We start from the raw sequence: 25,846 nt of genomic DNA, 5'->3' as shown, positions 1-25,846 counted from the left end.
CGTGATCGCCAGCGCGTGATCGCCGCTTGGTCGCCTGCGCGTGAACCGAGGCGCGCACTCCCCGGCGCGTGATCCCCGACGATGCGCGATGGTGGAGCTATGCATGCGAAGGACATCCTCATCGACGGTTTCAACCGCATCCGCGAAGAAGTCCACGCCACCGTCGAGGGGCTCGGGTCCGAAGAGCTGAGCGCCCGCCCCTCCCCCGACACCAACTCGATCGCCTGGCTGGTCTGGCACCTCACCCGCGTCCAGGACGACCACATCGCCGACGCCTTCGGTCTCGAACAGGTGTGGCTGTCCCAGGACTGGGCGAAACGCTTCGGGCTGGATCTCCCCCGGCGCGACACGGGCTACGGGCACAGCCCCGCCAAGGTCGCCCGGGTCCGGGTCGACTCGGCCGAGCTGCTGACCGGCTACCACGACGCCGTGCACGAGCAGAGCCTGGAGGCCCTGCGGGGCCTTGCCGCCAAGGATCTGGAACGCGTCATCGACGAGCGCTGGGACCCGCCGGTCACGCTGGGCGTCCGGCTGGTCAGCGTCCTGTCCGACGATCTCCAGCACGTCGGACAGGCCGCCTACCTGCGGGGGCTGCTTCAGAGCGCGGCGGCGTAACCGGGCAGCACCACGTCCCGGATGAGTGCGTTGCGCTCGTCGAACGGGATGAACGCGCTCTTCAGGGCGTTGACGGTGACCGTGCGCAGATCCTCGACGGTCCAGCCCGCCTGCTCGACCAGCAGGGACATCTCACGGGTCATCGTGGTGCCCGACACCAGACGGTTGTCGGTGTTGAGGGTGACGCGGAAGCCGAGGTCCTTGAGCGCGGTGATCGGGTGCTCGGCGATCGAGGTCGCGGCGCCCGTCTGGAGGTTGGACGTCGGGCACATCTCCAGCGCGATGCGCCGGTCGCGCACCCAGCCCGCGAGCCGGCCGAGCTTGCCTGCCGCGAGGTCCGGGATGTCGTCGGTGATCCGCACTCCGTGCCCGATGCGCTGGGCGCCGCACACCTGCAGGGCCTGGTGGATGCTGGGCAGGCCGTGCGCCTCGCCGGCGTGGATGGTGAACGGCACGTTCTCGCGGCGCAGGTGCTCGAAGGCCGCGAGGTGGTCGGCGGGCGGGAAGCCGTCCTCGGCACCGGCGATGTCGAAACCGACGACACCGGCGTCGCGGAACGCCACGGCCAGATCGGCGGCCTCGCGCACCCGGTCGAACATCCGCATCCCGCACAGCAGGGTGCCGACCCGCACCGGAGTGCCCGCGGCGGCCGCCTTGGCCATGCCCGCCGCCAGGCCCTCCTGGACGGTCTCCACGACCTCGGCCATGGTCAGCTCGCCGTTGGTGTTCAGCTCGGGGGCGTAGCGGACCTCGCCGTACACGACGCCGTCGGCGGCCAGGTCGAGCACGTACTCCTCGGCCGTGCGCAGCAGGCCCTCGCGGGTCTGCATGACGGCGAGGGTGTGCTCGAAGGTGGCTATGTAACGCACCAGATCGCCGGAGTTGGCGGCCTCGTAGTACCAGGCGGCGAGCTCCTGCGGGTCGGTGGTGGGCAGGGTGTGGCCGACCGCCTCGGCCAGCTCCACCACGGTGGCGGGGCGCAGACCGCCGTCGAGGTGGTCGTGCAGCACGGCTTTGGGGAGGCGGCGGATCAGGTCTTCATCTACGCGCGTAGCAGTCATGGCGGTCTTTCCTGGGGCGGGTGGTTCTGGGGGCGGGAAGGTCAGTCGGCGGGCTGGAGCAGATCCCAGCGGTTGCCGTACAGGTCCTGGAAGACGGCGACGGTGCCGTACGGCTCGCGCCGCGGGTCCTCCAGAAAGGTCACACCCGCCGCGGTCATCCGGGCGTGGTCGCGGGCGAAGTCGTCGGTGTGCAGGAAGAAGCCGACCCGTCCGCCGGTCTGGTCGCCGACCCGGGCGGCCTGGGCCTCCCCCTTGGCGCGGGCCAGCAGCAGGCCGGTGCCGGTTCCCGGAGTGCCCGGTTCGACGACGACCCAGCGGGATCCGTCGGGCCGGGGCTGGTCCTCGGCGAGGCGGAATCCGAGGGCGTCGGTGTAGAAGCGGATCGCCTCGTCGTAGTCGTCGACGACGAGGGTGACCAGGGCGATACGTCTCATCGGAGCCTCTCGGAGCGGGCGGTTGACCGGAGAGGTTATACGTAAAACTGCACGGATGCCAACTACTCGGCAGACCCCGGAGCACCGATCTGTAACTACCAGTATGTACAGCCCGCTCATCCACTTCTGGAGGTCCCATGCCTTTCGTCCGCTTCGACACGCTCCGCGCCGGGCCCGAGCGCCTGGCCGCGCTCGGCCGTGCCGTGCACGACGCTCTGACCGAGACGATCGGCATCCCGCCCGACGACCGGTTCCAGGTCCTCGCGGACCACGACGGCACGAACGGCACCCTGCGCCACGACGACTACCTCGGCGTACACCGCGACGAGGGCATCGCCTACATCGCGATCACGCTGCGCTCCGGTCGTACGCCTGCCCGGAAACAGGCGCTGTACCGCCGGATCGCCGAGCTCGCCCAGGCCTACGCGGGCACCGAGCCGCGGAACGTGTTCGTCGTGCTGACCGAGAACGAGTCGGCCGACTGGTCGCTGGGTGAGGGCACGGCGCAGTATCTGGACAGCGCCGTGAGGCTCGGGCCTGTCGCCGTGCCGGATGCGCCCCGGCCCTCAGGCGCACAGGATGGGAAGTGAGGGGTGGGTCGCCGCGCGGGGTGTGCCGAGAAGGGGATGGCGATCGTGGATCTCATACTGCGCCCGGGTACTGCGGACGACGCCGCAGAGTGCGGAAGGATCTGCTACGAGGCCTTCGCCGGCATCGCCGAGGAGCACGCGTTCCCACCCGACATCCCGAACCCCGACGTGGGTGTCGCGCTCATCGAAGGAGCCCTGACGCACCCGGGTTTCTACAGTGTCGTCGCCGAGATCGACGGGCGGATCGTGGGCAGCAACTTCCTCGACGAACGCTCGGCCGTCGTCGGGGTCGGGCCCGTCACCGTCGACCCCACCGTGCAGAACGCGGGCGTGGGCCGCGGCTTGATGCTGGACGTGATGGAGCGAGCCGACGAGCGGGGAGCTCCGGGCATCCGGCTGCTGCAGAGCGGCTACCACAACAGGTCGTTCTCCCTGTACGCGAGCCTGGGCTTCGCCCACCGGGCCACGATGGCCTGCATGCAGGGCCCGCCGATCCTGCGTGCGGTGCCCGGGTACGAGGTGCGCGAGGCGACGGACGCGGACCTCGGAGCCTGCAACGACGTGTGCCGACGGGTCCACGGCGTCGATCGCGGGGGCGAGGTCGCCGACGCGCTCAAGCAGGGCACGGCCCGAGTCGTCGAGCGAGCGGGACGAGTCACGGGATACGCCACCGACCTGGCGTTCTTCGCGCACGCCGTGGGCGAGAGCGCCCCGGATCTCCAGGCCCTGATCGCGGCGGCCCCGCAGTTCGGCGGCCCTGGCATCCTCGTACCCGCGAGCGACAGCGTCCTGCTCAAGTGGTGCCTGTCCCACGGCCTCAAGGTCGTGCAGCTGATGAGCCTGATGACCATCGGCCTGTACCACCGGCCCGACGGGGCTTACCTGCCCTCGATCCTGTACTAGGACCTGGGACCCGGGACGCCGGGCGATAGTCCTGGTACCGGGCCTGGGACCGTGGACCGAGGCGCCGGGCGGCGCCGCTCGCTACCGTCGCGTCCATGACGATCACCGAGCCGCCCCGCACCCCCGGGCAGCGCAAGGCCGACGTGCTGGGCCGCCTGCAGCGCGAGATCGACATCTGGGTCGCGACAGCGGATGCCGATGGGACCCCCTGCCTGGTGCCGCTGTGGTTCGTGTGGCACGACGAGGCGGTGTGGCTGTGCACCCGGCTGACCAACCCCACCGGCCGCAATCTGCGGGACGGCGGCACGGCCCGGCTGGCCTTCGGGGACACCCGGGACGTCGTGCTCGTCGACGGTGAGGTGCGGACCTGCCCGATGGGCGAGGTGCCGTCGGCGGCAGCCGAGGCCTTTCGCGCGAAGACCGGCTGGGATCCGCGCACGGGGCACGCGTCGTACGCGTTCTTCCGGGTACGGCCGCGGGCTGTGCAGGCGTGGTGCGAGCAGCACGAGCTGCCCCGTCGGCACCTCATGCGGGAGGGCGTCTGGGTCGTGTAGAGGCCGCTCAACCGGCCTCGTGGCGGCGCGAGTCGAGCCGCTTCAGTTCCTCGTCGGCGAGGCGGATCGCGCCCGCGGCCACGTTCTCCGTGAGGTGGTCGGGGTTGCCGGTGCCGGGTATGGCGAGGACGTGGGGTCCCTGGTGCAGGGTCCAGGCGATGCGGATCTGGGCGGGGCTCGCGCCGTGGGCGCGGGCGATGGCTCGGACGTCTTCGTCGTGGGCGGTGTCGGCGCCGTGCTCACCGGCCTCGCCGGCGACGGCGTAGAACGGCACGAAGGCGATGCCCTCCTCGCCGCAGACGCGGAGCAGTTCGTCGGAGTCGGGGTCGGGGCGGTCGAGTGCGTACCGGTTCTGGACGCAGACCACGGGCGCGATGGCCCGGGCTTCGGCGAGATGACGGGACGTGACGTTGGAGACGCCGAGGTGCCGGATCAGACCCGCGTCACGCAGTTCGGCGAGGGCTCCGAAGTGCTCCGCGATGGACTCGTATGTGGGCATCCGGCGCAGGTTGACCACGTCCAGGTGGTCGCGGCCGAGCTGGCGCAGGTTCTCCTCCACGTGGCCGCGCAGGTCCTCGGGGCGGGCCGAGGTGCCCCACTCCCCGTCGTAGGCCCGGTAGGGGCCCACCTTGGTGACGATGACGAGGTCGTCGGGGTACGGCGCGAGCGCGCTGTTGATGAGTTCGTTCGCGCTGCGCAGGGACGAGAAGTAGAAGGCGGCCGTGTCGATGTGGTTCACGCCGAGGTCGATCGCCTTCCGCAGGACGGCGATCGACCGCTCGCGGTCGCTCGGTGTGCCGTGGTGGAAGGCGGCGCTGCCCGTCAGCCGCATCGCGCCGAGGCCGAGGCGGTGAACGGGCAGGTCGCCGAGTTTCCAGGTGCCCGCGGCGGCCGCGGTGATCGTCTGTGAGCTCATCGGCGGAGTCTCACACACGGCGGCCGGACCGGTGAAACGGCTTTACGGATACGTGTAGGAGTTGAGCGTGGTGACGGCGGAGGCCGGGTTGCCCCGGTCGTAGTGGTCCACGGCGAGGAAGTTGGGCTTCTTCCGGGCGGCCGGCTGGCAGAACCTCTGGGCGCGGTCGGCGAGTTTGGTGTTGTCCGTGCCGGCGGTACCGGCGAGCGGGACGTCACGGAAGTGGTTCATGACGAAGAGCGGGCGGAACGCCGGTTCGGTGCGGGTCAGCGGGATGTTGGTGTCGGCGCCGTACCAGCGGCTGTAGCAGGACCAGTCGGAGGTGCCGACGCCCGAGCCCATCGACCAGTGGTTCTCGACGGTCCATTCCCGCTGGTACATGACGCCGAAGCTGTCCCGGGTCAGCCCCGCCGCCTGGTCGGCGGAACGGCTGTGGTCGGTGAAGATCAGCAGCCGGTCACCGGCGGCGGCCAGCTCCGTCATCGTCGGCCAGCCGCTGTGCCGTACGCCGGTGAGGTCGGGTCGGTAGAGCACGTCCGACAGGCCGTCGACGCGGGCGAGTTCGGCGCGCAGCACGGCCGGGTCGACGTAGTCCTCCAGGAAGACCGTGACGAACTGGCCGGGGTGGGCCTTCAGGAAGTCGACCATGCGCTGGAGGTCGACCCACAGGGCGACGGGCCTGCTGACGAGGGTGCAGCTGTTGTGACACAGGATCGCGCCGTCGCGGGTCTGGTGGATGTCCAGCATGAATCCGCGGACCCCGTCGGTGAGTTGCTGCCGGATGCCGCGGGTCTGGTTGGGCACGAGGTTGACGAAGGGCGGGGCGAAGCCGCCGTCCACGCCGTTGGCGTACGCGTTGTGCGTGGTGAGGAACGTGACCTGGTCGAGGGTGCGGCGGTCCTGCGGCGGCATGGGGCCGGTGGCGGGGGCGACCGGGGTGAGGTACCAGGCGGCGAGGTCGCCCGGGCCTGAGAGGGTCAGGCGCGCGGGGTAGCCGGCTCCGGGGGGCTCGGGAGCCACGGTGAGGTGGCGGGCGGTTCCCGGAACCCTGAGCGTGTAGCGGTCGGCGTCGAGCGGGGTGATCTCCCAGGGGGCGTCGGCGCTCGCGCAGGCGACGGTCGCTGCCTGGTCACCGCTGCGGCCGAGGCAGCTGCCGGGCGCGTCGGCGTTCTCCAGCAGATACGCCGAGCCGTTCGGCTTCAGCCGCCACTGCTGCCGGTCCTCGTTTCCCCGGGGTCTGTGCTGCTCGACCGCGCCGCCGCTGTCGGCCGCGTTGAGCCCGGTGGTGACGCTCTGGACGTAGTAGGTGCCCGCGGCCGGAGTGGCGGCGACAGCGGGCTGGGGGGCGACGACCGCGGCGGCCAGCGCCGCGGTCGTGGCGAGCAGGGCGTGGGGGCTGCGTAGGCGCATGAGGGATGCCCTTCGTCAATCAGTCAGGTTCATGACATCCCGCATGACACCACGCCGGCCGGTCCGGCGTCAGCAGTACAGGTTGCCGCCGGGTGACGTCCCGAGGATCTGGGTGAAGCGCTGGTAGTTGGTCACCCGGCTCTGCACCTGCGCGGGGTTCTTCCCGTCGCACTCCAGGGAGCCGTTGATGCTGCGGATGGTCTGGCCGAAACCGGCGCCGTTCACCATGGCGTTGTGCGGGGTCATGCTGCCGGGGCCGGTCTGGGTGTTCCAGTACCACAGGGCCGTCTTCCAGGCGACGGCCGAGTCGTTCTGCACCAGCCAGGGGTTGTTCAGCAGGTCGATGCCGAGCGCGTCGCCGGCCGCCTTGTAGTTGAAGTTCCAGCTCAGCTGGATCGGGCCGCGCCCGTAGTAGGCGGCCTGCCCGGCCGGACAGCCGTAGGGCCGGCTCCAGTCGCAGTAGTGCGGGTAGTTGACGGTGTTCTGCTCCACCACGTGCACCAGACCGCCGGTCTCATGAGCGACGTTGGCGAGGAAGGCCGCCGCCTCCTGCTTCTTCACCGTGTCGCCGCCGGTGTTGGCGAACCCTGGGTAGGCGCTGAGGGCGGCGGTGAGGCCGCTGTAGCTGTAGAACGAATTCCGGTTCGGGAACATCTGGTTGAACTGCGCCTCGGTCACGACGAACCGCGCGTTCGGCGTGCCGGGACCGTTGTCGCAGGCGTACGGCTCCCAGTACCAGGTGCTGATGACCGGGTCGTAGCCCGGGTTGGCGTGCTCGGCGATGTAGGCCTTGCCGTCCGTGTAGCGGACGATGTCGCCGGCGGCGTACGACTTCCCGGCCGTCCAGTTCGGATAGCTGGAGCACGCGGCGGCCGAGGCGTTCGTGGCGGGCAGGAGCACCGGTGCGGTGCCGGCGAGGGCCAGGGTGGCCAGGACAGCGGAGATACGGCGTCTCGACACGGGTTCGACTCCTTCGCGGAGCACGGCCGCGCCCCGGCGAGGGCAGGGCTCAGCAGACCCTTGACCGCACGCGCCGGTGGTCCGGTCACGGCGTGGGGGGGGCGGCCGTGGTGGGGGCTGGGAAGCCACACTCAACCGCTTTGGTCTGTACCAGTCAAGGGTGTAGACCAGTCAGGTACAGACCTGCCGCCGATCGCGCCGGACGACGGCCGGGCCCTGCCTCGCTCGGGGCTCACACGCGCGCCGAGCCCGCCAGGATCGCCGCCAGCCGGTCCAGCAGGGAGCGCAGCAGGTCGTCGTCGCCGGCGCCGAGCGGCGGCCAGCCGGCGCGGACGGCGCGATCGACACGCTGCCAGTACTCCTGGCCGCGCGGGGTGAGATGGGCCAGGACACGGCGCCGGTCGAACGGATCGACCCTGCGGTGCACCAGATTCTGATCGACGAGCTGGTCGACCAGCTTGGTCAGTGTCGGAGGCGGCAGGAAAGCGGCCTCGGCGAGCCCCGTCATGTGGTGCCCTTCACCGTCGGACAGGGAGGCCAGCACCCGCCACGCGTCGAGCGAGCAGCCTTCGGCCTCCAGCACACCCTGCAAACGCCGGGCCGCCAGTCGTTCGGCCCGCGTCAGCAACTGCACGAGGTCGTCGGGACGACGCGGGGTCGGGCTGGGCATCCCTGCTCCTAGGTCACGAGGGGTGTCCATCGTAGGAGACGCACTGGAGTTCGTCCGGTGGAGCCGAAATCATGGCCCCATGTTCCGGCACGACCTCCCAGCGCCCGAGTGGTTCACGGCCGACGACTCCGTGCTCGGCGTGGCCCTCGTCTTCCCCCTGCGGGGCCCGGCCGGGATCTTCGGGCCCACCTGCGAGCTGTGCGCCCGGCTGGCCGCCGAGGAGGTCAACCGGGACGGCGGCGTGCTCGGCAGGGAGTTGCGGCTGGTGCCGGTCGACGGCTCGGGCCCGCCCGACGAGATCGCGGACGAGATCGAGGCGCTGGTGGCCCTGGGGGCCGTGCAGGGCGTCACCGGCTGGCACATCTCCTCCGTACGACAGGCACTGGCGCCGAGGATCGCGCACCGCGTCCCCTACGTGTACACCGCCCTGTACGAAGGCGGCGAGGACACGGCGGGGGTCTTCCTGACCAGCGAGACGCCGCGCGAACAACTCCGGCCGGCGATGGAGCTGCTGGCGCGCGAACGCGGGGTGCGGCGCTGGTTCGTGGTGGGCAACGACTACGTGTGGCCGCGGCACACGGCCCGCTCGGCGCGCGCCTACGCCCGGGGCAGCGGCGGACGCATCACCGGTGAGGCCTACCTCCCGCTCGGCTCCGAGGACTTCGAGCCGGTCCTGCGCCGCGTCGAGCGCACGGACGCCGACGCGGTGCTGATGCTGCTCGTCGGCAGTGACGCGGTCCGCTTCAACCGGGCGTTCGCGGCCTACGGCCTGCCCGCGCGCTGTCTGCGGCTGAGCACGCTGATGGACGAGAACATGCTGGTGGCGAGCGGCCCCGAGGCGACGGAGGACCTCTACAGCACGGCCGGGTTCTTCGCCTCGCTGGCCGATCGGGACGCCCTCGACTTCCACGGGCGGTACGCGGCTCGCTACGGCGTCCAGGCACCCGCCCTCGGCAGCCTCGGGGAGTCCTGCTATGAGGGTGTGCTGCTGCTGGCCGCACTTCTGCGGAGGGCCGGGACGCTGGACGTCCAGACGATCGGCGCGACGGCGGGGGCCGGGGCGGTGTCGTACGAGGGCCCGCGCGGGCTGCTGCACCTGCGGGACGCCCATGTGCGCCAGCGCATCTACCTGGCGCGGGCCGACGGGCTCGACTTCGACGTGCTCACGGAGCTGGACGCGCGACGCTGACCGCGCAGAAACCGGCCGACACACCCCCGGATCCGCCTCCCGCGCCGCCCCGCCGCGAGAATCCCCGCATGACCACCACACCGCACCCTCTCGTCACCCACGCACAGCGACTCGCGCGCGACCTCCTCGTCCCGCAGGCCGAACGCGTCGACCAGGAGGGCGTGCCCACGAGCCACCTCGAGGCGGTGAAACGGGCCGGGCTGCTCGGGGTGGTCGCACCACAGGAGTACGGCGGCGCCGACGCGCCGGTGGGCGTGGCGCGCGAGACCGCGGAGATCCTGGCCGGGGCGTGCTGCTCCACCTGGTTCGTGCAGACCCAGCACCACACACCGGTGAAGCTGCTCGCCACCTACGACTCGCCCGTCCGGGACAAGCTCCTGCGTCCGCTGGCCACCGGCGCACTGATGGCCGGCATCGCCTTCGCCCATGTCCGCGCCTTCCCCCGGGTACCGGTACGGGCCGTTCGGCAGGAGGGCGGCTGGCGGTTCGAGGGGAGGGTGCCCTGGTACACGGGGTGGGGTCTGAACGATGTGATGCTGCTGGCCGGGGTGACGGACACGGCCGAGGTGGTGTTCGGCTTCGCCGAGGCCCGCGAGCAGCCGGGCCTGACGGCGTCGGCACCCATGCGGCTCGCGGCCCTGACCGCCGCCTGTACGGTGTCCCTGGAGCTCGACGGCCTGTGGCTGCCGGAGGAGTCGGTGGTGCTGCGCACCTCGCAGGAGGAGTTCGCCCAGGTCGACCTGCCTCGGGCCGCCAACGCCAGTCCTGCCGTGTTCGGGGTGGCGTACGCGGCGCTGGACCTGGTGGCGCAGAACCCGGACGGCCGGGACACGGCCCGGTCCCTGCGCACCCGGCTCGACGAGGTCCGCGCGGAGGCCTACGCCCTGGCCGACCGGCCCGCCTCGCTCGACTGCGTCCCGGAACGCCTGGCCGTGAAGACGCGTGCCTATGACCTCCTGAGCGCGGCCACGACCGCGGCGATCGTGGCCGGGGGCGGCCGGGCCATGGCCCTGGGCAGCCGGGCGCAACGGCTGGCGCGCGAGGGGATGTTCCTGCTGGTGCAGGGCCAGACGGCCGAGGCGCGCCGGACGCACCTCGGCTCGCTGGCGTCCCACTAGTGCGACGACCGTGTGGTTCGCCGGGTTGGCGGTGGGAGCGGTCGGACGGATGGTGACGTCCGTTCCGACCGCCGGTGGCGAGTCCGAAACCGTGCCCCGCCTCACATGCCGATCGCTCCGTCGATGCGCTCGCGGAGCAGGTCGGCGTGACCGTTGTGGCGGGCGTACTCTGGCCCGCCGTGCCGACCCAAGTCCCCCGGCTGTCAGTGACCTTGGCCGTGACCCCGGGAAGGCCGCCCTTGCCGACCAGCGCGCGTAACTCGGTCCGGGTGGCCTCGTGGCCGTGCGGCCGATCCGCCGCCTGCGCTGCCGGGGCCAGCGCCGCCGTTCCGGCGGACAGCGCCACGGCCAGGGCGATCGAGACGGTGCGTGCGGCGCGCTGCTTCATGTGAGTGCCTCCTGGTCACCGAGGGGCGGTCGTGCCCACTCGGTGACCAGGACGCCCGGGCCCCGCACCGGGGTTGATCTCCGGCGGGAGACGTGGCGGGGTGTCAGCTCGCCACCGGCACGAAGGGGGCCGCGGCGGCGGGCGCGTCCTGACGGCCCGCGGGGTGCCGCCACAGTCCCTGCGCGGCCAGGCGGGGCAGGACTCCCTCGCCGAACCAGTACGCCTCCTCCAGGTGCGGATAGCCGGAGAGGATGAACTCGTCGATACCCAGGGCGTGGTACTCCTTGATCCGCTCGGCGACCTCGTCGTGGCTGCCGACCAGGGCGGTGCCCGCCCCGCCGCGCACCAGGCCGATGCCGGCCCACAGGTTGGGGTGGATCTCCAGGCGGTCGAGGCGGCCGCCGTGCAGGGCGAGCATGCGCTGCTGTCCCTCCGACTCGCTGTGGGAGAGACCGGCCTGCACGGACGCCACCGTCTCCGGATCGAAGCCGTCGAGCAGCCGGTCCGCTTCGGCCCAGGCCTGCTCGGCGGTGTCCCGGGTGATGACGTGCAGGCGGATGCCGAAGCGCAGGGTGCGGCCCCGGGCGCCGGCCAGCGACCGGATGCGGGCGATCTTCCCGGCGACCTGGTCCGGGGGTTCGCCCCAGGTGAGGTAGACGTCGGCGTGCCGGGCGGCGATATCGCCCGCGATGGGCGAGGAGCCGCCGAAGTACACCTCGGGCACGGGGTCGGGCAGCCGGGCCAGCGCTGCCTCCTCAACCCGGACGTGCTCCCCCTGCAGGTCCACGGTGTTGCCCTCCCACAACTCCCGTACGACGTGCAGGAACTCACCGGTGCGGCGGTACCGGGCGTCCTTGTCGAGGAAGTCGCCGAAGGCGCGCTGCTCCTTGTTCTCGCCGCCGGTGACGACGTTGAGCAGCAGCCGCCCGCCGGTCTGCCGCTGGAAGGTGGCGGCCATCTGCGCGGCGAGCGTGGGCGAGATGAGACCGGGCCGGAAGGCGACGAGGAATTTCAGGCGTTCGGTGTGCTGGGCGACCATCGCGGTCGTGAGCCAGGCGTCCTCGCACCAGGCGCCGGTGGGCGTGAGCGCTCCCGCGAAGCCCACTTCCTCGGCGGCCCGGGCGATCTGGCTCAGGTAGGCGACCGTCGGCGGCCGGTCCCGCCCGGACGCGGTGGCCGGGGTGCCGTGACCGCCGCCGACGACATGACGGCTGTCGCCGTTGGTGGGCAGGAACCAGTGGAACGTGAGGGACACGGCGGAGCTCCGATCAAGGGGGGACGTGCGGGCCGTGGCGTGCGGTGTCAGCCCGCCACGGCGAGCAGCGGGGTGCGGCCCAGTGCCGCGGAGAACCGGTCGACCACCTGGTCCAGGGCCTCGGTGGCGTCCGGCGCGACGGCCAGGGAGCCGTCCTCCTGTGCGGTGAGGTGCTGGTCGAGGGTGAACCAGCCCTGCACGATGTGGTCCGCGCCCATGGAGTTGAGGACCGGGCGCAGGGCGTAGTCGATGGCCAGGACATGGGCGACGCTGCCGCCGGTGGCGAGCGGCAGCACGGTCTTGCCCGTGAGGGCGTACTGCGGGAGCAGGTCCAGCAGGGCCTTCAGCACACCGGAGTAGGACGCCTTGTAGACGGGCGTACCGATGACGACGCCGTCGGCCCGGGCGAACAGTTCGGTGACCTCGACGATGGCGGGGTGACGGAAGTCCGCGCCGAGCAGGGCCTCGGCGGGGATGGTGCGGACGTCGAGCGGGATCACGTCATGCCCCTGGGCCGCCAGCCTCTTGTCCAGGTGGCGCAGCAGTCGGCTGGTGCGGGAGGAGGCGGATGGGCTGCCGGAGACGGACAGGACGGTGGCCATGGGCTCTCATTTCCTGGAGACGGCGCGACTGCGCGGGGAACCGCCGGACTCGGGCACGCCACATTCCAAGGGCGTGCGGAGGTGTCGGATTCAGGCGGGGGGAACGTCACCGTTCAGGGCATGCCGCCGGCACGGCGGACAAGGCCGGCGGCGGGAACGGCGGTGAGGGGAAGCGGCGAGCCGGGAGACTCAGGCTGCGGCGCGACAGGAAGCGCTGGAGACGCGTGCGAGGTCGACGTGGCGTCGCCGCGTGAGGTCCAGTCGCATGGTCATGCCGTGGATCGTGGCAGCGCAGGTCGCGGGCCGTCAAGGAAATCGAGGCTCATCTCGTATCCCGGACCGGCCCGTTCATGGCAGACACCCAGGAACAACCGTGCGCGCCCTCCCTGTTCGGCACGAGCCGGGAGGGCGCGCCGCGTTGCTGCGCGACGGCGCCGAGATCAGTCGCCGTCCTCCGGAACGACCACGAGGAAGGCGTCCGACTCCAGGTCCATCACGACGGTGGCGGGTTCGCCCTCGGCGCGGCGGCGTGCCGCGTACTCCTCCGCGGGCCAGGATCCGCGCGGAGACCCCGCCGGGAACCGCTCCAACACCTTCGCGCCGATGGCCGTGGTCACGTCCGCTGCCCTCCTTGTCCCACGCCGTCCGCCGGACGACGTCGCCGGTCTGTGTCGTACACATCCGGATGCCCCCGATCCGCCCGGACATGTACCGCCGGGTAGATGCCACACTCCGCTCCAAGCCCTACACATAAAGGGAAAATAAGAGCAGAATGGCGCTTACGCGGCGTTTACCGCACACCCCTCCAGACGCGGTCGCCCTGCACCATGAAGGAGACGAGTCATGGCCAACGTCTCGCCCACCAGAGGTGACATCACCACCCACCCCGACGCCTCCGAGATGCGGGACCGTTACGCCCGTATGCTCGGCGGCCGTGATGTGGCGCTCGTGGACGGACCGGTGTTCCTGCTCGGTCTGTACTGCGCCGCCTCCCCGTGGATAGTCCACTACACGACCAGCCAGCCGGCACTCGTGACCCACAACCTGATCATGGGCATCGCCATCGGCCTGCTGGCGCTCGGCTTCACTCGCGCTCCGGAGCGCATGTACGGCCTGAGCTGGGCCATGTGCGCCCTCGGGGTGTGGATGATCATCTCGCCGTGGATCGTCGGCGACAGCCCGGACGCCGGTGTCGTGTGGAACAACATCGTCATCGGTGCACTGGCCGTGATCCTGGGGCTGGTGTGCGCCGGAACGGCGGCCAAGGCCACGCCCAGGCCGTAGCGCCGACCGGAAGGGACCGAAGGCCGGCCCGGACCCCGGGCCGGCCCGTTCATGCCCCGCCGGCGCGGCGACCTGTTCACCGCTCACGGCGCGGAGCGGTCTCCTGCCGAGGCGTGTCCGTCCGGACGGCGCGAGCGGTGTGCCGCTAGGTCGTGTACACGTACGGCGTCGTGGTGGTCAGCGCCGCGAAGCCGAGTCGTTCCAGGATCGGGCGGCTGTCGCCGGAGGCGTCGACCTGCAGGTAGCGGAAGCCGCGGGCCGCGGCGGCCCGGGCACGGTGGGCGACCAGGGAGCGGTAGACACCCCGGCCGCGCCAGCCCGGGACGGTGCCGCCGCCCCACAGGCCGGCGAAGGGGGTGCCGGGCACGAGTTCCATGCGGGCCGCGCTCACCGGCTGGTCGCCGGCCAGGGCCACGACGGCGACGACGGTGTCCGGGTCGGCCGACAGCCGCGCGAGGAGCTGCTCTCGCAGCCAGGAGCTGTCCGCGCCGAACGCCTTCTCGTGGACGTCGGCCACGTGGTGGACGCCCGCCGCGTCGGTGACCGGTACGACGCGCACGCCCTCGGGCGGTGCCGTGCCGAGGGCGAGAGCGTCGATCTCTCCGATCATCAGCGTCTCCTCGTCCTCGGGTGTGAACCCGGCAGCGCGCAGCCGCCGCCCCAGGTCGGCCGGCTGGTCGTGCCCGTACACCTTCCACTCGAAGTCGAGACCGAGCCCGGTGTAGTGGCGGATCTGCCCGGCGATCGCCGCGTCCGCCCCGGCCTGGTCGAGGGCGGACCACACGATGCCGTTCCAGCCCCCCGCGGAGGCGACCTGACGGACGACACCGCCGGTCCGCTCGACTCGGGCGCCCGGGCCGTCCGGCCGGGCGCCCGCGCGCAGGTCGTGGTCGAAGAGGGCGAGCAGCTCCGCATGATTCATGAGCACACCTCAGCAGGCACCGGACCGGAGGGCAAAGGATTTTGCGGGGCAGCGGCCGCCCCTTCGGCCCACGGCCCCGCTCCTTCTCCTCCGGTGCGCAGACGCCATAAGGTCCTCGTGATCACATCGTCTCGCGAAGGGCCGGTCCCATGGTCGTGAAGGACACGGAACTGCCGTACCTGCGCCGATGCGTGGCACTCGCGGCCGAAGCCCTGGAGGCCGGGGACGAACCGTTCGGTTCGGTCCTGGTGGGCGGTGACGGCACCGTCCTCGCCGAAGACCGCAACCGGGTGGCCTCGGGCGACCGCACCCGGCACCCCGAGTTCGAGCTGGCCCGGTGGTCGGCGGCACACCTGACGCCAGGGGAACGGGCGGCCGCCACGGTCTACACCTCCGGCGAGCACTGCCCGATGTGCGCGGCCGCCCACGCCTGGGTCGGCCTCGGCCGGATCGTCTACGTCGCCTCGTCCGAACAACTCGGCTCCTGGCTGAGCGAGCTGGATGTCCCCGCACCCCCGGTCCGGACGCTCCCCGTGCGCGAGGTGGCACCCGGAGTAGCCGTGGACGGCCCCGTACCCGAACTGAGCGATCAGGTGAGGGAACTGCACGCCAGGTTTCACGTAGGCCACGGCTGAGAATCCGAACGCGCCGGGCCCGGTGGGCGGCGACCGAGATGCAGGGCCATCCGGGCGAACTTACGATCGATTCCAAGTGGACCCGGACGCAGGACCAGGCATACACCCCGGTCTCTCCGACGGGTGCGCTGCCCCCTGTGGCTGAAGGGCTGGCCGGCCATGACGACGCACAACGACGACGTGGACTGGGACCGCTGGCCGGTCGCCGACTACCTCGCGGAGAACTACCGCGACGTACATCCCTGGGACGCGGCAGTCATCGCGCACCACAGCGCCTACTACCGGCGCCTTCCGCCGGGCGGCATCGCACGCTCGGTGGAGTTCGGGGCGGGTCCCAACCTCTACCCGCTGATGCTCGCGTCCGCCACGAGCCGCGGGATCGATGCCGTCGAGGCGGGGGCGAGCAACGTCGCCTACCTCACGGAGCAGATCTGTCACCGTCCTGACGCGAGCTGGCTCCCGTTCCACGCGCTGTGCCGGGAGCTCAACCCCGAGGTGCCTGCGACCCTGGCCGGGGCGCTGGCACCCGTCAACGTCATCCACGCCGACGTCCGGTCCCTGCCCCCGGGTACGTACGAACTCGCCTCCATGCACTTCGTCGCCGAGAGCGCGACGGAGGACTTCGCCGAGTTCGCCGACTTCTGCCGCACCTTCGTCCGAACGGCCCGGCCGGGCGGCCGCCTGGTCGCCGCCTTCATGGAGAACATGCCGACGTACCGCATCGGGCCGGCCTCCCGCTGGCCGGGCTGTCCGGTGAACCCGCTCACCGTCACGGAGGTCTTCGCACCCCTGACCCGGGAGCTGGACGTGACCCACATCGACATGGGCCCGACGGCGCCGGGCCACGGCGACACGGGGATGGTGCTGCTCACGGCGGTGGCGCAGGCGGTGTGACCCGAACGGGTCAGCCGTCCGCCCCCGGGCGGAACCTGCGGCGCAGCACCACTCCCCCGGCGACCAGTGCCGCGCTCGCCGCGACGGCCTGCAGGGCGTGGTCCGTGCCCGTGTGGGCCAAGGCGCCGCGGGCGTGCGGGACGGTGCGGGGAGCCGGCTCGGGGGCCGGGTTCGCCCGGTGCGGCGGGGCCGGCTCCGGAACCGGCTCGGGGTCCGGCTTCGGCGGGTGCGGGGGACGGACCGGGCGGTGATCGCCGGGGGTGTTCGAGGACTCGTTGCCGGTCGCGGCGTTGCCGATGCCGACCACGTCGACCGAGTTGCCCGTGACGTTGACGGGGAGGTCGACCGGCACCTGCACGCCGTTACCGGAGAGCACTCCGGGTGAGTCCTGTGCGCTGCCCTCGGCGACCGCAGCGCCGGACCCGCCCGGCCGGCCGCCGCGACCCTCGTCCTGGTTCGCGCAGCTGTTGCCGGCTGCGGGGTTCAGGATCCCCACCACGTTCACGGTGTTCCCGCACGCGTTCACCGGGATGTGCACCGGCAGCTGGACCGTGTTGCCGGAGAGCACTCCCGGCGACCCGGCCGCCGAGCCGTCCGCACCGGAACCTGCGTACGCGGGGACGGTCACGGCCATCGCGCCCGAGGCGGCGGCGACGGCGATCACTCCGTTTCGGGTCATCCTTCGCATGGACCCCTGCCTTCCAGACATCGTCGCGGGCACTCACCCGCACCGGGGAGAACGCCGGGCACCCGGTCCGAGTTATGGCTTATCGGCCTTTCACTCCATCGAGCGGGCCGGTTGTCGAACTAGCGGTAAAGCCCTTCGTATCCCGGCTCGGCGTCCGGCCCCGCACGGGGGCGGGCCTCGCAGGAAACGGTTCGCCGCGCGGCCCGGCCCGCCCCGGAGGCGGGGCCTGAGGGGCGCGCATATGGTGAGCGAGGGCGTCCCGGTCCGCTGCGGGCCGCCCCGCGTCCCTGGAGGCATCGATGCTGGCCAAGCTGTCCACGCGCCCCTCGATACGGCGTTGCGCGGTCACCGGCACGGCCGGGCTCGCCCTGCTGGGCACGGCGCTGCCGGCCGCCGACGGCCCTGCGCCCGGCCTGTCGCACTTCTACGACCAGAAGGTCACGTGGACCGAGTGCGAGGGCATGGACATGCCGAAGGATCTCCAGTGCGGGAAGGTCACCGTTCCGCTCGACTACGCCAGGCCCGGCAAGGGCACCCTCGACCTCGCCGTCGCCCGCTACCGGGCCACGGGCAAGTCCCGGGGCTCGGTCCTGCTGAACTTCGGCGGGCCCGGCGGTCAGGGCGTGGCACAACTCGCCATGGGCGGGAAGGACTTCATGGGCCTGACGAACGGCTACGACGTCGTCTCGTTCGACCCGCGTGGCGTCGGCCGCTCCTCGCCGGTCAGCTGCGGAAACGCCTCGGACGACGCCCTGGACGCGACGGACGGCAACGCCGACGTGGCCGACCCCGGGGCCGTGCTCGAAGAGCTGCGCGCGGCGGCGGCCGAGTGCACCGAGCACTCGGGCCCGGTCCTGCCCCACATCGGCACGGTCAACGCCGCCCGCGACCTGGACGTCATGCGCGACGCGCTCGGCGACGACAAGCTCAACTACCTGGGCTTCTCGTACGGGAGCCGGCTCGGCGCGGTGTACGCGGCCCAGTACCCCGGGAAGGTCGGCAGGATGGTGCTGGACGGCGTCGACACACTGACCGAACCGCTGGCCGACCAGGGTGTGGCGAGCGCCCGGGGGCAGCAGACCGCCCTGGAGAGTTTCCTGACCTGGTGCACCGAGGACATCGCGTGTCCGTTCGGACGGGATCCCCGTGAGGCCCGGGAACACGTCGTACAGGTGGTCGAGTCGCTCGACAAGGACCCGCTGCCGACGGATTTCGGTGAGGCGTTCACCGGTCAGGACTTCGCGGGTGCCCTCGGGCAGGGCCTCTACAGCAGGGAGCTGTGGCCGTCGCTGCAGAGGGCCGTGGGCCAGTTGCTGGAGGACGGCGACACACGCGGCATGGAGACGTTCCTGTCCGGAGGCTTCACCCTGCCCCCGCGCCGGACCCCCCACGCCGGACTCACCGACCCGGCGGACATCCCCCTCGACAACCTGCCGGCGGCTCTGATGGCGGTCAACTGCGCGGACGATCCCGACCGCCCCGCCGCCGCGCAGGTCACCGAGGACCTCGGCCGGCTGCGCGCCCGCTACGAACAGGCGTCACCGGTGTTCGGACGGTACCGGCTCACTCAGGTACTGATGTGCTACGGCCGCCCCAAGGGCACCGACTACATCCGCGACGACGTCAAGGACGTCGGGACACCGAGGATGCTGCTCGTCGGCACCCGGGGCGACCCGGCCACGCCGTACCGCTGGACGGTGGAGACGGCGAGGCGGCTCGGATCGTCGGCCGTCGTGCTCGACAACCGGGGCGAGGGCCACACCGGCTACGGCTCGTCCAAGTGCGTGCACAGCAAGGTCGACGCCTTCCTGCTGTACGGAACGCTGCCGCCGGACGGCAGCTCCTGCGGCTCGGACCGCGACGACGAATGAGGACGATTACCCCGAATGCCCTCATCGTGAATTCGCTCTATCGTTCTGTCATGGAGAGCGTTCTGAGTTCCGCGACCCTTGCCGAGCTGCGGCGCCCGCGGCCCTACCCCGCGGTCTCCGTGCTGACGCCGACCCACCGGCGCGATCCGTACAACGCCCAGGACCAGGTCCGGCTGCGCAACGTGGTCGCCGAGGCCAAGCGGCAGCTGGAGGCCGATCCGGCCGTCACCCGCGAGCGACGCGCCGAGGTCGCCGGGCACCTCGACCGGGCTCTGAGCGAGATCGACCTGACACACGCGGAGGAGGGCCTCGCGATCTTCGCAGCTCCGGGCGAGCACCAGGTGTGGTCGCTGGCCAGATCCGTACCCGAACGCGTAGTGCTCTCGGACACCTTCCTCACCCGCAACCTCGTCTCCGCCCAGACGGCCGGGCGGCCCTTCTGGGTCCTGTCGCTCGCCGCGGACCGCGTCACGCTGTGGAGCGGCGGCGTCGACCGGGTCAGCGCGGCCCGCCTCGGCGGCTTCCCGCTGACGCGGCGCGTGGAGAACTTCGACCCCGAGCGGCAGCAGCGGATCGGCGACACCCCGAGCGCCTTCCGGGAGGAACGCACGCGCCGGTTCCTCCGCGAGGCCGACACCGCGATGAGCGCCGTGCTGCGCGACCATCCCCGGCAGCTGTACGTCACCGGCGAGCCGGCCGCCCTCTCCCTGCTGGACGAGGTCGGCACCGCGGTCCGGAGCGCGGTGCACATCCCGCACGGCGGGCTCGCCCACGGGACTCCCGAGGTCGTGTGGCAGGCCGTGCGGCCGGTGGTCGAGGCAGAGGCCCGCCGGAGTACCGACGCCGTGACCCGCGCCCTCGAAACGGCCCGCGGACGACGGGAGTTCGCCGCCGGTGTCGACGAGTTGTGGCAGAGCGCACGGGACGGCCGCGTCCGGCTGCTGGCCGTCGAGGAGAACTACCGGGTGACGGTACGCGACGCCGGGGACCATCTGATCCTCGCCGAGACCGGCGACCTCGACTCCCGTGAGGACATCGTCGACGAGATCGTCGAACAGTGCCTGGAGACGGGTGCCGACGTCCGCTTCGTACCGGACGGCACACTCGGTGAGGCGGACGGCATGGCCGGGGTGCTGCGGTACTGACAGAGCAGGCGCACCGAGCTCGAACGCAGTGCCGTCGAACACGCGAAGCAGCCTCGCGCCGGTGTCCCGACGGGCCGTCAAATGCCCTGTGTAATCTACGACTTGGCGCTCCTGGCGGTGCGCTCTGCGGCTACCTCGGAGTAACTCCGTGAGACTGTGGCATATGCCAGAAGCACCACCGTATCGTGTGTCGCCGAATCCCTTACAGGGCGTCGCGGGCTGTGCAACAGTCGTAACGGTCCCTCCGTCCGCCTTGGTCGTACCGTCCCCGCATCGGAGTGCGTCATGCCGTCCCACCTCTCCGCGGACCGCCCAGCCGCCCAACCGCCCCGCCGCGGCTCGGTCGAGGCGCTCATCTCGCAGACGCGGCGGCTCAAGGGCGACGTGGACGCGGTGCGCCGCGGCGCCGAGGAGGAAGGAGCGGATCATCCGCGCGAGCGCTGGCAACGGGCCCTGTACGACCTGGCCCTGCACCAGCTCAACGACCTCGACGAGCACCTGGCCCAGTTGCGGGACGGCCCCCTGCCCACGGCGGCGGAGCCGAACCCCGCCGCATCCGCACCGGGCTCACTGCTCAGCCGGGTCGGCAGCGCCGAGTGGAACCTCCTGACGGACGAGGCCAGTTGGTCCGGGGAGCTCTACCGCATCCTGGGCCGCGACCCCGCCGCTCCCCCTCTCACCCTCGACGAGCTGCCGTCCCTGGTGGTGGACGAGGACCGGCCGAAACTGACGGCGATGGTCACCGACTGCCTCGTCGACGCGAGGCCCATCGACGGCGAGTTCCGCATCACCCGCCGCGGCGGCGACGTACGGACCGTTCACATGATGGGCGAACCGGTGCTCGACGCCGACGGCAGCACCGCCTCGATGTGGGCCGTGCTGCGCGACGTCAGCGAACTGCGCCGCAGCCAGCGGGTGGTGAGCGAGACCCGTGACTCGCTGCACCACCGGCAGGAGGCCGCGCGGAGCGAGCAGCGGCTCGCGGTCGAGCTGCAGGAGGCCGTGCTGCCGCAGTGGCGCGGCTCCCTGCGGCTCCCGCACAGAGGGCCCGGGGCCCTCGACCTCGCCTTCCACCACCTGCCGGCCTCCACGAACACACTCATCGGCGGCGACTGGTACGACGCGCTCGACCTGGCCGACAGCGAAACTCTCCTCAGCGTCGGCGATCTCACCGGCCAGGGCGTCGGCGTCACGTCGAACATGACCATGCTGCTCGGTGCCGTTCGCGGCATGGCGATGGCCGGTGCGCAGCCGGGGCAGTTGATGGCCTGGCTGAACCAGTTACTCGACGCCACCGTGCAACCCGCCCTGGGCAGCGCCGTCTGCTGCCGTTACCGGCCCACGACCCGGACCCTGGTCTGGGCACAAGCCGGACACCCCGCCCCGCTGTTGTTCCGCGACGGGACGGGGCACGTGCTGAACGCACCCGACGGCGTGCTGCTCGGTGCCACCTCGGGCGCCGGTTACGGGCAGGCCGAAGAGACGCTCGAGGTGGGCGACCTGCTGCTCCTGCACACCGACGGGCTGGTGCCCGGGCACACCGGATCGGCGGCCGCGCAGCTGCTCCTCGGTCTGGCACCCCGCCTGGCCGGGAACCGCACCGCTGAGGACTGCGCCCGGACCGTGGTCCAGGAGTTCGGCGAGGGCGCGCGCGAGGACAACGCCTGCGTGCTCCTGGCCAAGGTGACGTCTTAGGAAGCTCAGGCCTGTGCGTGGTGGGCACCCCTGCCCTTCGTCCTCGGCAGGGCGAGCTTGATCTCCTCCCGTAGCTCCTCGATCTTCGGGTAGCCGGAGTACTCGGCCGTGAGCCGGTACATCTGACGGAGCCGGTCCCAGGTGCGATGGGAGGAGTTGGACCCCATCGACACCAGGGCCAGGCGCGCGTACCGGTCGGCCTGTTCGGGGTCGTCAGCGATGAAGCAGGCCGACGCCATCGACAGGTAGTCGAAGATCTTCGACCGCTGCCGGCCGTCGACGCGCAGGGCGAGAGCCTTCTCCGCGTAGTGCTGGGCATGCGCCGCCGCACCCGGCTCGAACTCGGCGAGCGTGCGGTAGGCCAGTGCCTGCATGCCGTACAGGTCCTCCTCCTTGAAGGTCTGCATCCAGTCCGGTGTCGGGACGTCGGCTCTGTCGGAGACGAACAGGTCCTCCGCCCTCCCGAGGGTGCGGCGCATCGCCTGGCCCTTGCCCATGGAGGCCTGTGCCCAGGCTTCGACGGTGTAGAGCATCGCCTGGGTGCGGGGCAGCACCTCGTCACCCGAACCGGAGGTGGCGAGTTTCATCAGGTGCAGGGCGTCGTCCGGCCTGCCCAGGTGCACCATCTGGCGGGCCGCGCGGGACAGTGCCTCGCCCGCACGGGGCCGGTCCCCGCCCTCACGGGCCGCGTGCGCGGCGATGACGAAGTACTTCTGGGCCGTGGGCTCCAGGCCGACGTCGTGCGACATCCAGCCCGCGAGGACGGCGAGGTTGGCGGCGACGCCCCACAGGCGCCGCTGGAGGTGGGGTGGGTGCCGGTAGGCGAGCATGCCGCCCACCTCGTTGAGCTGGCCCACCACGGCCTTGCGCTGAAGCCCGCCGCCGCGGGCCGCGTCCCAGGCACGGAACACCTCGACCGAGCGCTCCAGTTCCTCGATCTCCTGCGACCCGATGGGGGCGGCCTCGTAGCGGTCGAACCCAGCGGGGTCGGCGTGCAGGGGATGGTCGAGGTCGGGGGCGTCGGCAGCCAGGGAAGGGTCGGTGTGCAGCCAGTCGTACATGGCGCTGCTGAGTGCGGATCCCGCGGCGAGCGCGGCGCCCGCGCCCACCAAGCCGCGTCGGTTGAGCATGAGGTCCATTCCCGTGAATTCGGTGAGGACCGCAGCCGTCCGCTCGGGCGCCCACGGCACGCGGTCGGGAGCGTCCTCGCTCCCGCCGTCCTGCCGTTTCCCCGCACGCCCGTGCCGGACCAGACCGAGGTCCTCGATGGTCACGACACGGCCGAGACGCTCGGTGAACAGAGCCGCCAGCACCCGCGGCACCGGATCGCGCGGGATCTCTCCCGTGTCGATCCACCGCCGCACCCGGGAGGTGTCGGTCGACAGCTGGGGATGGCCCATGGCCGCCGCCTGCCGGTTGACCAGCCTCGCGAGTTCGCCCTTGGACCAGCCGGCCAGGCCGAACAGGTCCGCGAGCCGGGTGTTGGGTTGTCCGCTCACGTCAAGCCCCCAGGTTCTCGGCTGAGTTGACAGTAGCCCGGGGAGACTTGCCGGGCGACTATTCGCCAGGGTTCGCCAGGGTGCGCCAGATGGTGTGCCACCGGCCATCCGGTGTCAGGTAGGAACGCGCCACCCCGACCCGGTCGCCGGGGACACTCCCCAGGGTTCTCCCGGGCTTCCGGGCCGGGTGGTGCACTGTCGTCGCAGGCACACGAAGGGATCTGTCTCGCCCATGTACGCAGCATCGTCCTCCGTGTCCGCACCGCCCCGGTCGCTGCACCCGCGTCCCACGGACAGCGGCCCCTACCTCGCCCCCGCGCGGTCGGCGGCCCCCGTGATCGGTGCGGGCAGGGCTCGGCGCGGCGCGGTCATCGGCACCCAACCGCTCAGCGGGAGACTCGACTTGTCCGGCCCCCAGGGCGCGCAGCTGCGCACGGCGATCGCGTCCGTGCACCGCATCTGCCCGGAGTTCGCCCCGGTGCAGGTGCTGCGCCGCAACGGACGGTCCGTGCTCCTGGTCGGCACGACCGGTCGCAGCACGGCTGTCGCCAAGTGTTTACTGGACCACTCGCCCGCCTGGTCGGAGCGGATCCGCCACGAGATAGCGGCATACCGCTCGTTCGTCCGGCACCGCCCACCCGTGCGGGCGCCGAGACTGATCGCGGCGGACCCGGACAACTGCACGCTGGTGATCGAGCGGATGCCGGGCCGGGTGGCGGCGCTCCAGCGGCACCCGGCGGAGGCACCGCCCCGGGCGGACATCAGAGCGGCACTCGGCGCGATCTGCCGGCTGAACGCCTGGCGGCCGCCCGCGGGGACGTTCGACGCCCCGCTCGACTACGCGGCCCGGATCTCCCGGTACCACGAGCTGGGCCTGCTCACCGACCGGGACCTGGGTGACCTGCAGAAACTGCTGCACGGGATCGCGCAGACCTCCGGACGGCAAGGCATGGGCCAGTTCTGCCACGGCGACGCGCTGCTGTCGAACATTCTCCTGTCACCGGCCGGTCCAGTGCTGGTGGACTGGGAGCACGCGGGCTGGTACCTGCCGGGATACGACCTGGCGACCCTGTGGTCGGTGCTCGGGGACGCACCGGTCGCCCGTCGCCAGATCAGCCAGATCGCGCAGTCGGCGGGGCCCGCGTCGAGGGATGCCTTCCTGGTGAACCTGATGCTGGTGCTGACCCGTGAGATCCGGACCTACGAGACGGCCGTGCAACGCTCGATGCACGATCCGGCCCCGGCCGCACCGGGCACGGCCCACCCGGGTGCTGCGCCGACCGGCGAGGAGCAGAGGCTGCTGCTGCGGCGGCTGCACGACGACTGCCAGTTGGCCCGGCGCGCCGTGCGCGCGGCGGTCGGCACTCGCTGACGGGGACGAAGGGGCCGCTGGACACCTGCTCAGGTGTCCAGCGGCCCCTTCGTGACGGCGGTTCGGCTCAGTCCTGCTGGAAGAGTTCCGCGGGCAGCGGTTTGAGGAGGGCGTAGAGGTCGTCCGTGATGGGGCGGTCCCAGGCGGCGATGGTCACGAGGACGTTGTCGCTGCGGTCGAACTGCACGCAGGAGATCCGGCTCTCGGAGAGCTTGACGCGGCGCACGATCAAGAGGTTGTCGCCCTGCATCACCGGTGCGTCCTCGGTGCTGACGACGGTGACCTCCTCGTCGTTCTCCAGGGCCAGCAGCAGCTGGGCCACCTCGAACGGGACCTCCCCCTCGGGCACCTCACGGGCCGGGGAGCCCTCCGGCAGATTGCCGATGATCATCGCGGGGCCGCGGCCGCCGAACAGGTCGTAGCGCAGGAAGACGCCCTGGCAGGTGCCGTCGGGCGCGGGCAGCAGTCCCGCGCCGAGGTTGCCGGGCCAGTCGCCCGGGTCCATGGCCAGTACGTCGAAGTCGGGCCCGGCGGGAGTGGCGCTGCGGCGGCGGAGGAACGACATGTCGCCCATGGTACGTGGCCGGGCCTGCGAAGTGCGGGGCGGGCGGCGCACCGGTGGCCGGGTTGTCGCCGTGCGCCGGAAGTGGTGAGGGACCACTCGGGCGGGGCCCGGCCGGTCTAAGGGGTCGCCTTGTGGCGCTGGTGGTGGCGGGCCACGCGGGCGCGGTTGCCGCAGGAGGGCTTGCACCACTCCTGGCGCGGGTGCTCCTTGAGGAAGTACCGCACGCAGCGCGGCGCGTGGCAGGCCCGCAGCCGGTCGCGGTCGGGGCTCGAGAGGAACGCGATCACGGCGTGGGCGAGGGCCGCGGCCAGATCGTCACCGGTACCGGCGGGCCTTCGGTGGACGACCGGGGTGGCGCCCTCCGGCCAGTCGAGGACGGGCACGGTGGGGGTGCGGGCGGCCGCCTCGTTCAGGTGCCGCACCGCTTCCGGGAGGGGCATGAGGCGGACCGCGTCCGCGGGGCTCGGCTCGCCGGGGCGCACGGCCCGGGCGAAGAGCGCGCGGACGGCGGCCAGGCGGCGACCTGGTCCGGGGGTTCGCCCCAGGTGAGGTAGACGTCGGCGTGCCGGGCGGCGATATCGCCCGCGATGGGCGAGGAGCCGCCGAAGTAC

At 71.9% G+C, this 25,846-nt stretch carries 27 protein-coding genes and 3 pseudogenes; 13 read left to right on the top strand and 17 right to left on the bottom strand.

Going from position 1 to position 25,846, the window contains the following annotated elements:
- The first annotated feature begins 99 nt into the window (after positions 1-99).
- The gene (locus tag AB0F04_RS34130) at positions 100-615 is read left to right on the top strand and encodes a DUF664 domain-containing protein (protein WP_362049086.1); all 516 of its coding nucleotides are present in this window, start codon (positions 100-102) and stop codon (positions 613-615) included.
- Here the strand turns inward: AB0F04_RS34130 and AB0F04_RS34125 are convergent.
- Positions 597-1,676, bottom strand: a complete 1,080-nt coding sequence (locus AB0F04_RS34125; protein WP_362049083.1) for an adenosine deaminase — start codon at positions 1,674-1,676, stop codon at positions 597-599. The genes AB0F04_RS34130 and AB0F04_RS34125 overlap by 19 nt on opposite strands.
- Positions 1,677-1,717: 41 nt before the next feature.
- Positions 1,718-2,110: a VOC family protein gene (locus AB0F04_RS34120; protein WP_362049080.1), complete on the bottom strand. Its 393-nt coding sequence runs from the start codon at positions 2,108-2,110 to the stop codon at positions 1,718-1,720.
- 137 nt (positions 2,111-2,247) lie between these two features.
- Between AB0F04_RS34120 and AB0F04_RS34115 the strand changes: the two genes are divergently transcribed.
- From AB0F04_RS34115 to AB0F04_RS34105, 3 genes are all read left to right on the top strand, one after another.
- Positions 2,248-2,700, top strand: a complete 453-nt coding sequence (locus AB0F04_RS34115) for a tautomerase family protein (protein ID WP_362049077.1) — start codon at positions 2,248-2,250, stop codon at positions 2,698-2,700.
- Between the two features lie 36 nt (positions 2,701-2,736).
- The gene (locus AB0F04_RS34110) at positions 2,737-3,603 is read left to right on the top strand and encodes a GNAT family N-acetyltransferase (RefSeq protein ID WP_362049074.1); all 867 of its coding nucleotides are present in this window, start codon (positions 2,737-2,739) and stop codon (positions 3,601-3,603) included.
- A 95-nt stretch (positions 3,604-3,698) separates the two neighbouring features.
- Positions 3,699-4,157 carry a pyridoxamine 5'-phosphate oxidase family protein gene (locus AB0F04_RS34105; RefSeq protein ID WP_362049071.1) on the top strand — a complete coding sequence of 153 codons (459 nt, stop codon included), beginning with the start codon at positions 3,699-3,701 and terminating at the stop codon, positions 4,155-4,157.
- A 7-nt stretch (positions 4,158-4,164) separates the two neighbouring features.
- On the opposite strand, the gene AB0F04_RS34100 is transcribed toward AB0F04_RS34105, so the two are convergent.
- From AB0F04_RS34100 to AB0F04_RS34085, 4 genes are all read right to left on the bottom strand, one after another.
- Positions 4,165-5,073, bottom strand: coding sequence for an oxidoreductase (locus AB0F04_RS34100; RefSeq protein ID WP_362049068.1), 909 nt, complete (start codon positions 5,071-5,073; stop codon positions 4,165-4,167).
- 42 nt (positions 5,074-5,115) lie between these two features.
- Positions 5,116-6,483 (bottom strand): phospholipase, encoded by a 1,368-nt coding sequence (locus AB0F04_RS34095; protein WP_362049065.1) that lies wholly within the window; start codon positions 6,481-6,483, stop codon positions 5,116-5,118.
- A gap of 69 nt (positions 6,484-6,552) precedes the next feature.
- Complete coding sequence (locus tag AB0F04_RS34090; protein WP_362049062.1) at positions 6,553-7,443, bottom strand: glycoside hydrolase family 19 protein; 891 nt, start codon at positions 7,441-7,443, stop codon at positions 6,553-6,555.
- A gap of 232 nt (positions 7,444-7,675) precedes the next feature.
- Positions 7,676-8,113, bottom strand: a complete 438-nt coding sequence (locus AB0F04_RS34085; protein WP_362049059.1) for a MarR family transcriptional regulator — start codon at positions 8,111-8,113, stop codon at positions 7,676-7,678.
- Positions 8,114-8,192: 79 nt separating this feature from the next.
- Here AB0F04_RS34085 and AB0F04_RS34080 point away from each other — a divergent pair, with 79 nt between their 5' ends.
- Together AB0F04_RS34080 and AB0F04_RS34075 are read left to right on the top strand one after the other, a co-directional pair.
- A complete protein-coding gene (locus AB0F04_RS34080) occupies positions 8,193-9,302 on the top strand; it encodes a substrate-binding domain-containing protein (RefSeq protein ID WP_362049056.1) in 1,110 nt (369 codons plus the stop codon).
- A gap of 68 nt (positions 9,303-9,370) precedes the next feature.
- Positions 9,371-10,420, top strand: a complete 1,050-nt coding sequence (locus AB0F04_RS34075) for an acyl-CoA dehydrogenase family protein (RefSeq protein WP_362049053.1) — start codon at positions 9,371-9,373, stop codon at positions 10,418-10,420.
- Positions 10,421-10,521: 101 nt separating this feature from the next.
- Here AB0F04_RS34075 and AB0F04_RS34070 read toward each other — a convergent pair.
- The 5 genes and pseudogenes from AB0F04_RS34070 to AB0F04_RS34050 form a co-directional block, all read right to left on the bottom strand.
- Positions 10,522-10,590 (bottom strand): annotated as a pseudogene (locus AB0F04_RS34070) (DUF664 domain-containing protein); the annotation flags it as partial.
- Positions 10,591-10,911: 321 nt separating this feature from the next.
- Entirely contained in the window at positions 10,912-12,063 is a 1,152-nt protein-coding gene (locus tag AB0F04_RS34065; RefSeq protein ID WP_362049050.1) for an LLM class flavin-dependent oxidoreductase, read from the bottom strand.
- Positions 12,064-12,110: 47 nt separating this feature from the next.
- On the bottom strand, positions 12,111-12,665 hold the full coding sequence (gene ssuE, locus AB0F04_RS34060) for an NADPH-dependent FMN reductase (protein ID WP_362049047.1): 555 nt from the start codon (positions 12,663-12,665) through the stop codon (positions 12,111-12,113).
- A gap of 189 nt (positions 12,666-12,854) precedes the next feature.
- Entirely contained in the window at positions 12,855-12,932 is a 78-nt protein-coding gene (locus AB0F04_RS34055) for a putative leader peptide (RefSeq protein WP_351405193.1), read from the bottom strand.
- Between the two features lie 173 nt (positions 12,933-13,105).
- Entirely contained in the window at positions 13,106-13,282 is a 177-nt protein-coding gene (locus AB0F04_RS34050) for a hypothetical protein (RefSeq protein WP_199825563.1), read from the bottom strand.
- A gap of 226 nt (positions 13,283-13,508) precedes the next feature.
- On the opposite strand from AB0F04_RS34050, the gene AB0F04_RS34045 reads away from it, so the two are divergent.
- Entirely contained in the window at positions 13,509-13,949 is a 441-nt protein-coding gene (locus AB0F04_RS34045; protein WP_362049044.1) for an SPW repeat protein, read from the top strand.
- A gap of 145 nt (positions 13,950-14,094) precedes the next feature.
- On the opposite strand, the gene AB0F04_RS34040 is transcribed toward AB0F04_RS34045, so the two are convergent.
- Positions 14,095-14,871 carry a GNAT family N-acetyltransferase gene (locus AB0F04_RS34040; RefSeq protein WP_362049041.1) on the bottom strand — a complete coding sequence of 259 codons (777 nt, stop codon included), beginning with the start codon at positions 14,869-14,871 and terminating at the stop codon, positions 14,095-14,097.
- Between the two features lie 149 nt (positions 14,872-15,020).
- Between AB0F04_RS34040 and AB0F04_RS34035 the strand changes: the two genes are divergently transcribed.
- Together AB0F04_RS34035 and AB0F04_RS34030 are read left to right on the top strand one after the other, a co-directional pair.
- Positions 15,021-15,506 carry a nucleoside deaminase gene (locus AB0F04_RS34035; RefSeq protein WP_362049038.1) on the top strand — a complete coding sequence of 162 codons (486 nt, stop codon included), beginning with the start codon at positions 15,021-15,023 and terminating at the stop codon, positions 15,504-15,506.
- Positions 15,507-15,665: 159 nt separating this feature from the next.
- Positions 15,666-16,400 (top strand): class I SAM-dependent methyltransferase, encoded by a 735-nt coding sequence (locus tag AB0F04_RS34030; protein WP_362049035.1) that lies wholly within the window; start codon positions 15,666-15,668, stop codon positions 16,398-16,400.
- 10 nt (positions 16,401-16,410) lie between these two features.
- Here AB0F04_RS34030 and AB0F04_RS34025 read toward each other — a convergent pair whose 3' ends face one another.
- Positions 16,411-17,088 (bottom strand): chaplin, encoded by a 678-nt coding sequence (locus AB0F04_RS34025; RefSeq protein ID WP_362049032.1) that lies wholly within the window; start codon positions 17,086-17,088, stop codon positions 16,411-16,413.
- Positions 17,089-17,387: 299 nt separating this feature from the next.
- On the opposite strand from AB0F04_RS34025, the gene AB0F04_RS34020 reads away from it, so the two are divergent.
- From AB0F04_RS34020 to AB0F04_RS34010, 3 genes are all read left to right on the top strand, one after another.
- Positions 17,388-18,959, top strand: coding sequence for an alpha/beta hydrolase (locus tag AB0F04_RS34020; RefSeq protein ID WP_362049029.1), 1,572 nt, complete (start codon positions 17,388-17,390; stop codon positions 18,957-18,959).
- Positions 18,960-19,009: 50 nt separating this feature from the next.
- Entirely contained in the window at positions 19,010-20,104 is a 1,095-nt protein-coding gene (locus AB0F04_RS34015; protein ID WP_362049026.1) for a chemotaxis protein, read from the top strand.
- Between the two features lie 285 nt (positions 20,105-20,389).
- Positions 20,390-21,799, top strand: coding sequence for a SpoIIE family protein phosphatase (locus tag AB0F04_RS34010; protein WP_362049023.1), 1,410 nt, complete (start codon positions 20,390-20,392; stop codon positions 21,797-21,799).
- 5 nt (positions 21,800-21,804) lie between these two features.
- On the opposite strand, the gene AB0F04_RS34005 is transcribed toward AB0F04_RS34010, so the two are convergent.
- Positions 21,805-23,298 carry a hypothetical protein gene (locus AB0F04_RS34005; protein WP_362049021.1) on the bottom strand — a complete coding sequence of 498 codons (1,494 nt, stop codon included), beginning with the start codon at positions 23,296-23,298 and terminating at the stop codon, positions 21,805-21,807.
- Between the two features lie 232 nt (positions 23,299-23,530).
- On the opposite strand from AB0F04_RS34005, the gene AB0F04_RS34000 reads away from it, so the two are divergent.
- Complete coding sequence (locus AB0F04_RS34000) at positions 23,531-24,670, top strand: aminoglycoside phosphotransferase family protein (RefSeq protein ID WP_362049019.1); 1,140 nt, start codon at positions 23,531-23,533, stop codon at positions 24,668-24,670.
- 67 nt (positions 24,671-24,737) lie between these two features.
- On the opposite strand, the gene AB0F04_RS33995 is transcribed toward AB0F04_RS34000, so the two are convergent.
- From AB0F04_RS33995 to AB0F04_RS33985, 3 genes and pseudogenes are all read right to left on the bottom strand, one after another.
- The gene (locus tag AB0F04_RS33995) at positions 24,738-25,235 is read right to left on the bottom strand and encodes a hypothetical protein (RefSeq protein ID WP_362049016.1); all 498 of its coding nucleotides are present in this window, start codon (positions 25,233-25,235) and stop codon (positions 24,738-24,740) included.
- Positions 25,236-25,351: 116 nt separating this feature from the next.
- A pseudogene (locus tag AB0F04_RS33990) lies at positions 25,352-25,747 on the bottom strand (CGNR zinc finger domain-containing protein); the annotation flags it as partial.
- A gap of 5 nt (positions 25,748-25,752) precedes the next feature.
- Positions 25,753-25,846: pseudogene (locus AB0F04_RS33985) on the bottom strand (hypothetical protein); the annotation flags it as partial.

This window comes from Streptomyces sp. NPDC029041, from assembly GCF_040637515.1.
In the GTDB taxonomy this organism is placed as follows: Bacteria; Actinomycetota; Actinomycetes; order Streptomycetales; family Streptomycetaceae; genus Streptomyces.
This window is presented reverse-complemented; position numbering and strand designations above follow the sequence as displayed.

Coding starts and splice junctions, on each gene's coding strand:
- AB0F04_RS34130 (WP_362049086.1), top strand. CDS start 100: ATGCATGCGAAGGACATCCTCATCGACGGTTTCAACCGCATCCGCGAA.
- AB0F04_RS34125 (WP_362049083.1), bottom strand. CDS start 1,676: ATGACTGCTACGCGCGTAGATGAAGACCTGATCCGCCGCCTCCCCAAA.
- AB0F04_RS34120 (WP_362049080.1), bottom strand. CDS start 2,110: ATGAGACGTATCGCCCTGGTCACCCTCGTCGTCGACGACTACGACGAG.
- AB0F04_RS34115 (WP_362049077.1), top strand. CDS start 2,248: ATGCCTTTCGTCCGCTTCGACACGCTCCGCGCCGGGCCCGAGCGCCTG.
- AB0F04_RS34110 (WP_362049074.1), top strand. CDS start 2,737: ATGGCGATCGTGGATCTCATACTGCGCCCGGGTACTGCGGACGACGCC.
- AB0F04_RS34105 (WP_362049071.1), top strand. CDS start 3,699: ATGACGATCACCGAGCCGCCCCGCACCCCCGGGCAGCGCAAGGCCGAC.
- AB0F04_RS34100 (WP_362049068.1), bottom strand. CDS start 5,073: ATGAGCTCACAGACGATCACCGCGGCCGCCGCGGGCACCTGGAAACTC.
- AB0F04_RS34095 (WP_362049065.1), bottom strand. CDS start 6,483: ATGCGCCTACGCAGCCCCCACGCCCTGCTCGCCACGACCGCGGCGCTG.
- AB0F04_RS34085 (WP_362049059.1), bottom strand. CDS start 8,113: ATGCCCAGCCCGACCCCGCGTCGTCCCGACGACCTCGTGCAGTTGCTG.
- AB0F04_RS34080 (WP_362049056.1), top strand. CDS start 8,193: ATGTTCCGGCACGACCTCCCAGCGCCCGAGTGGTTCACGGCCGACGAC.
- AB0F04_RS34075 (WP_362049053.1), top strand. CDS start 9,371: ATGACCACCACACCGCACCCTCTCGTCACCCACGCACAGCGACTCGCG.
- ssuE (WP_362049047.1), bottom strand. CDS start 12,665: ATGGCCACCGTCCTGTCCGTCTCCGGCAGCCCATCCGCCTCCTCCCGC.
- AB0F04_RS34055 (WP_351405193.1), bottom strand. CDS start 12,932: ATGCGACTGGACCTCACGCGGCGACGCCACGTCGACCTCGCACGCGTC.
- AB0F04_RS34045 (WP_362049044.1), top strand. CDS start 13,509: ATGGCCAACGTCTCGCCCACCAGAGGTGACATCACCACCCACCCCGAC.
- AB0F04_RS34040 (WP_362049041.1), bottom strand. CDS start 14,871: ATGAATCATGCGGAGCTGCTCGCCCTCTTCGACCACGACCTGCGCGCG.
- AB0F04_RS34035 (WP_362049038.1), top strand. CDS start 15,021: ATGGTCGTGAAGGACACGGAACTGCCGTACCTGCGCCGATGCGTGGCA.
- AB0F04_RS34030 (WP_362049035.1), top strand. CDS start 15,666: ATGACGACGCACAACGACGACGTGGACTGGGACCGCTGGCCGGTCGCC.
- AB0F04_RS34025 (WP_362049032.1), bottom strand. CDS start 17,088: ATGCGAAGGATGACCCGAAACGGAGTGATCGCCGTCGCCGCCGCCTCG.
- AB0F04_RS34020 (WP_362049029.1), top strand. CDS start 17,388: ATGCTGGCCAAGCTGTCCACGCGCCCCTCGATACGGCGTTGCGCGGTC.
- AB0F04_RS34015 (WP_362049026.1), top strand. CDS start 19,010: ATGGAGAGCGTTCTGAGTTCCGCGACCCTTGCCGAGCTGCGGCGCCCG.
- AB0F04_RS34010 (WP_362049023.1), top strand. CDS start 20,390: ATGCCGTCCCACCTCTCCGCGGACCGCCCAGCCGCCCAACCGCCCCGC.
- AB0F04_RS34000 (WP_362049019.1), top strand. CDS start 23,531: ATGTACGCAGCATCGTCCTCCGTGTCCGCACCGCCCCGGTCGCTGCAC.
- AB0F04_RS33995 (WP_362049016.1), bottom strand. CDS start 25,235: ATGTCGTTCCTCCGCCGCCGCAGCGCCACTCCCGCCGGGCCCGACTTC.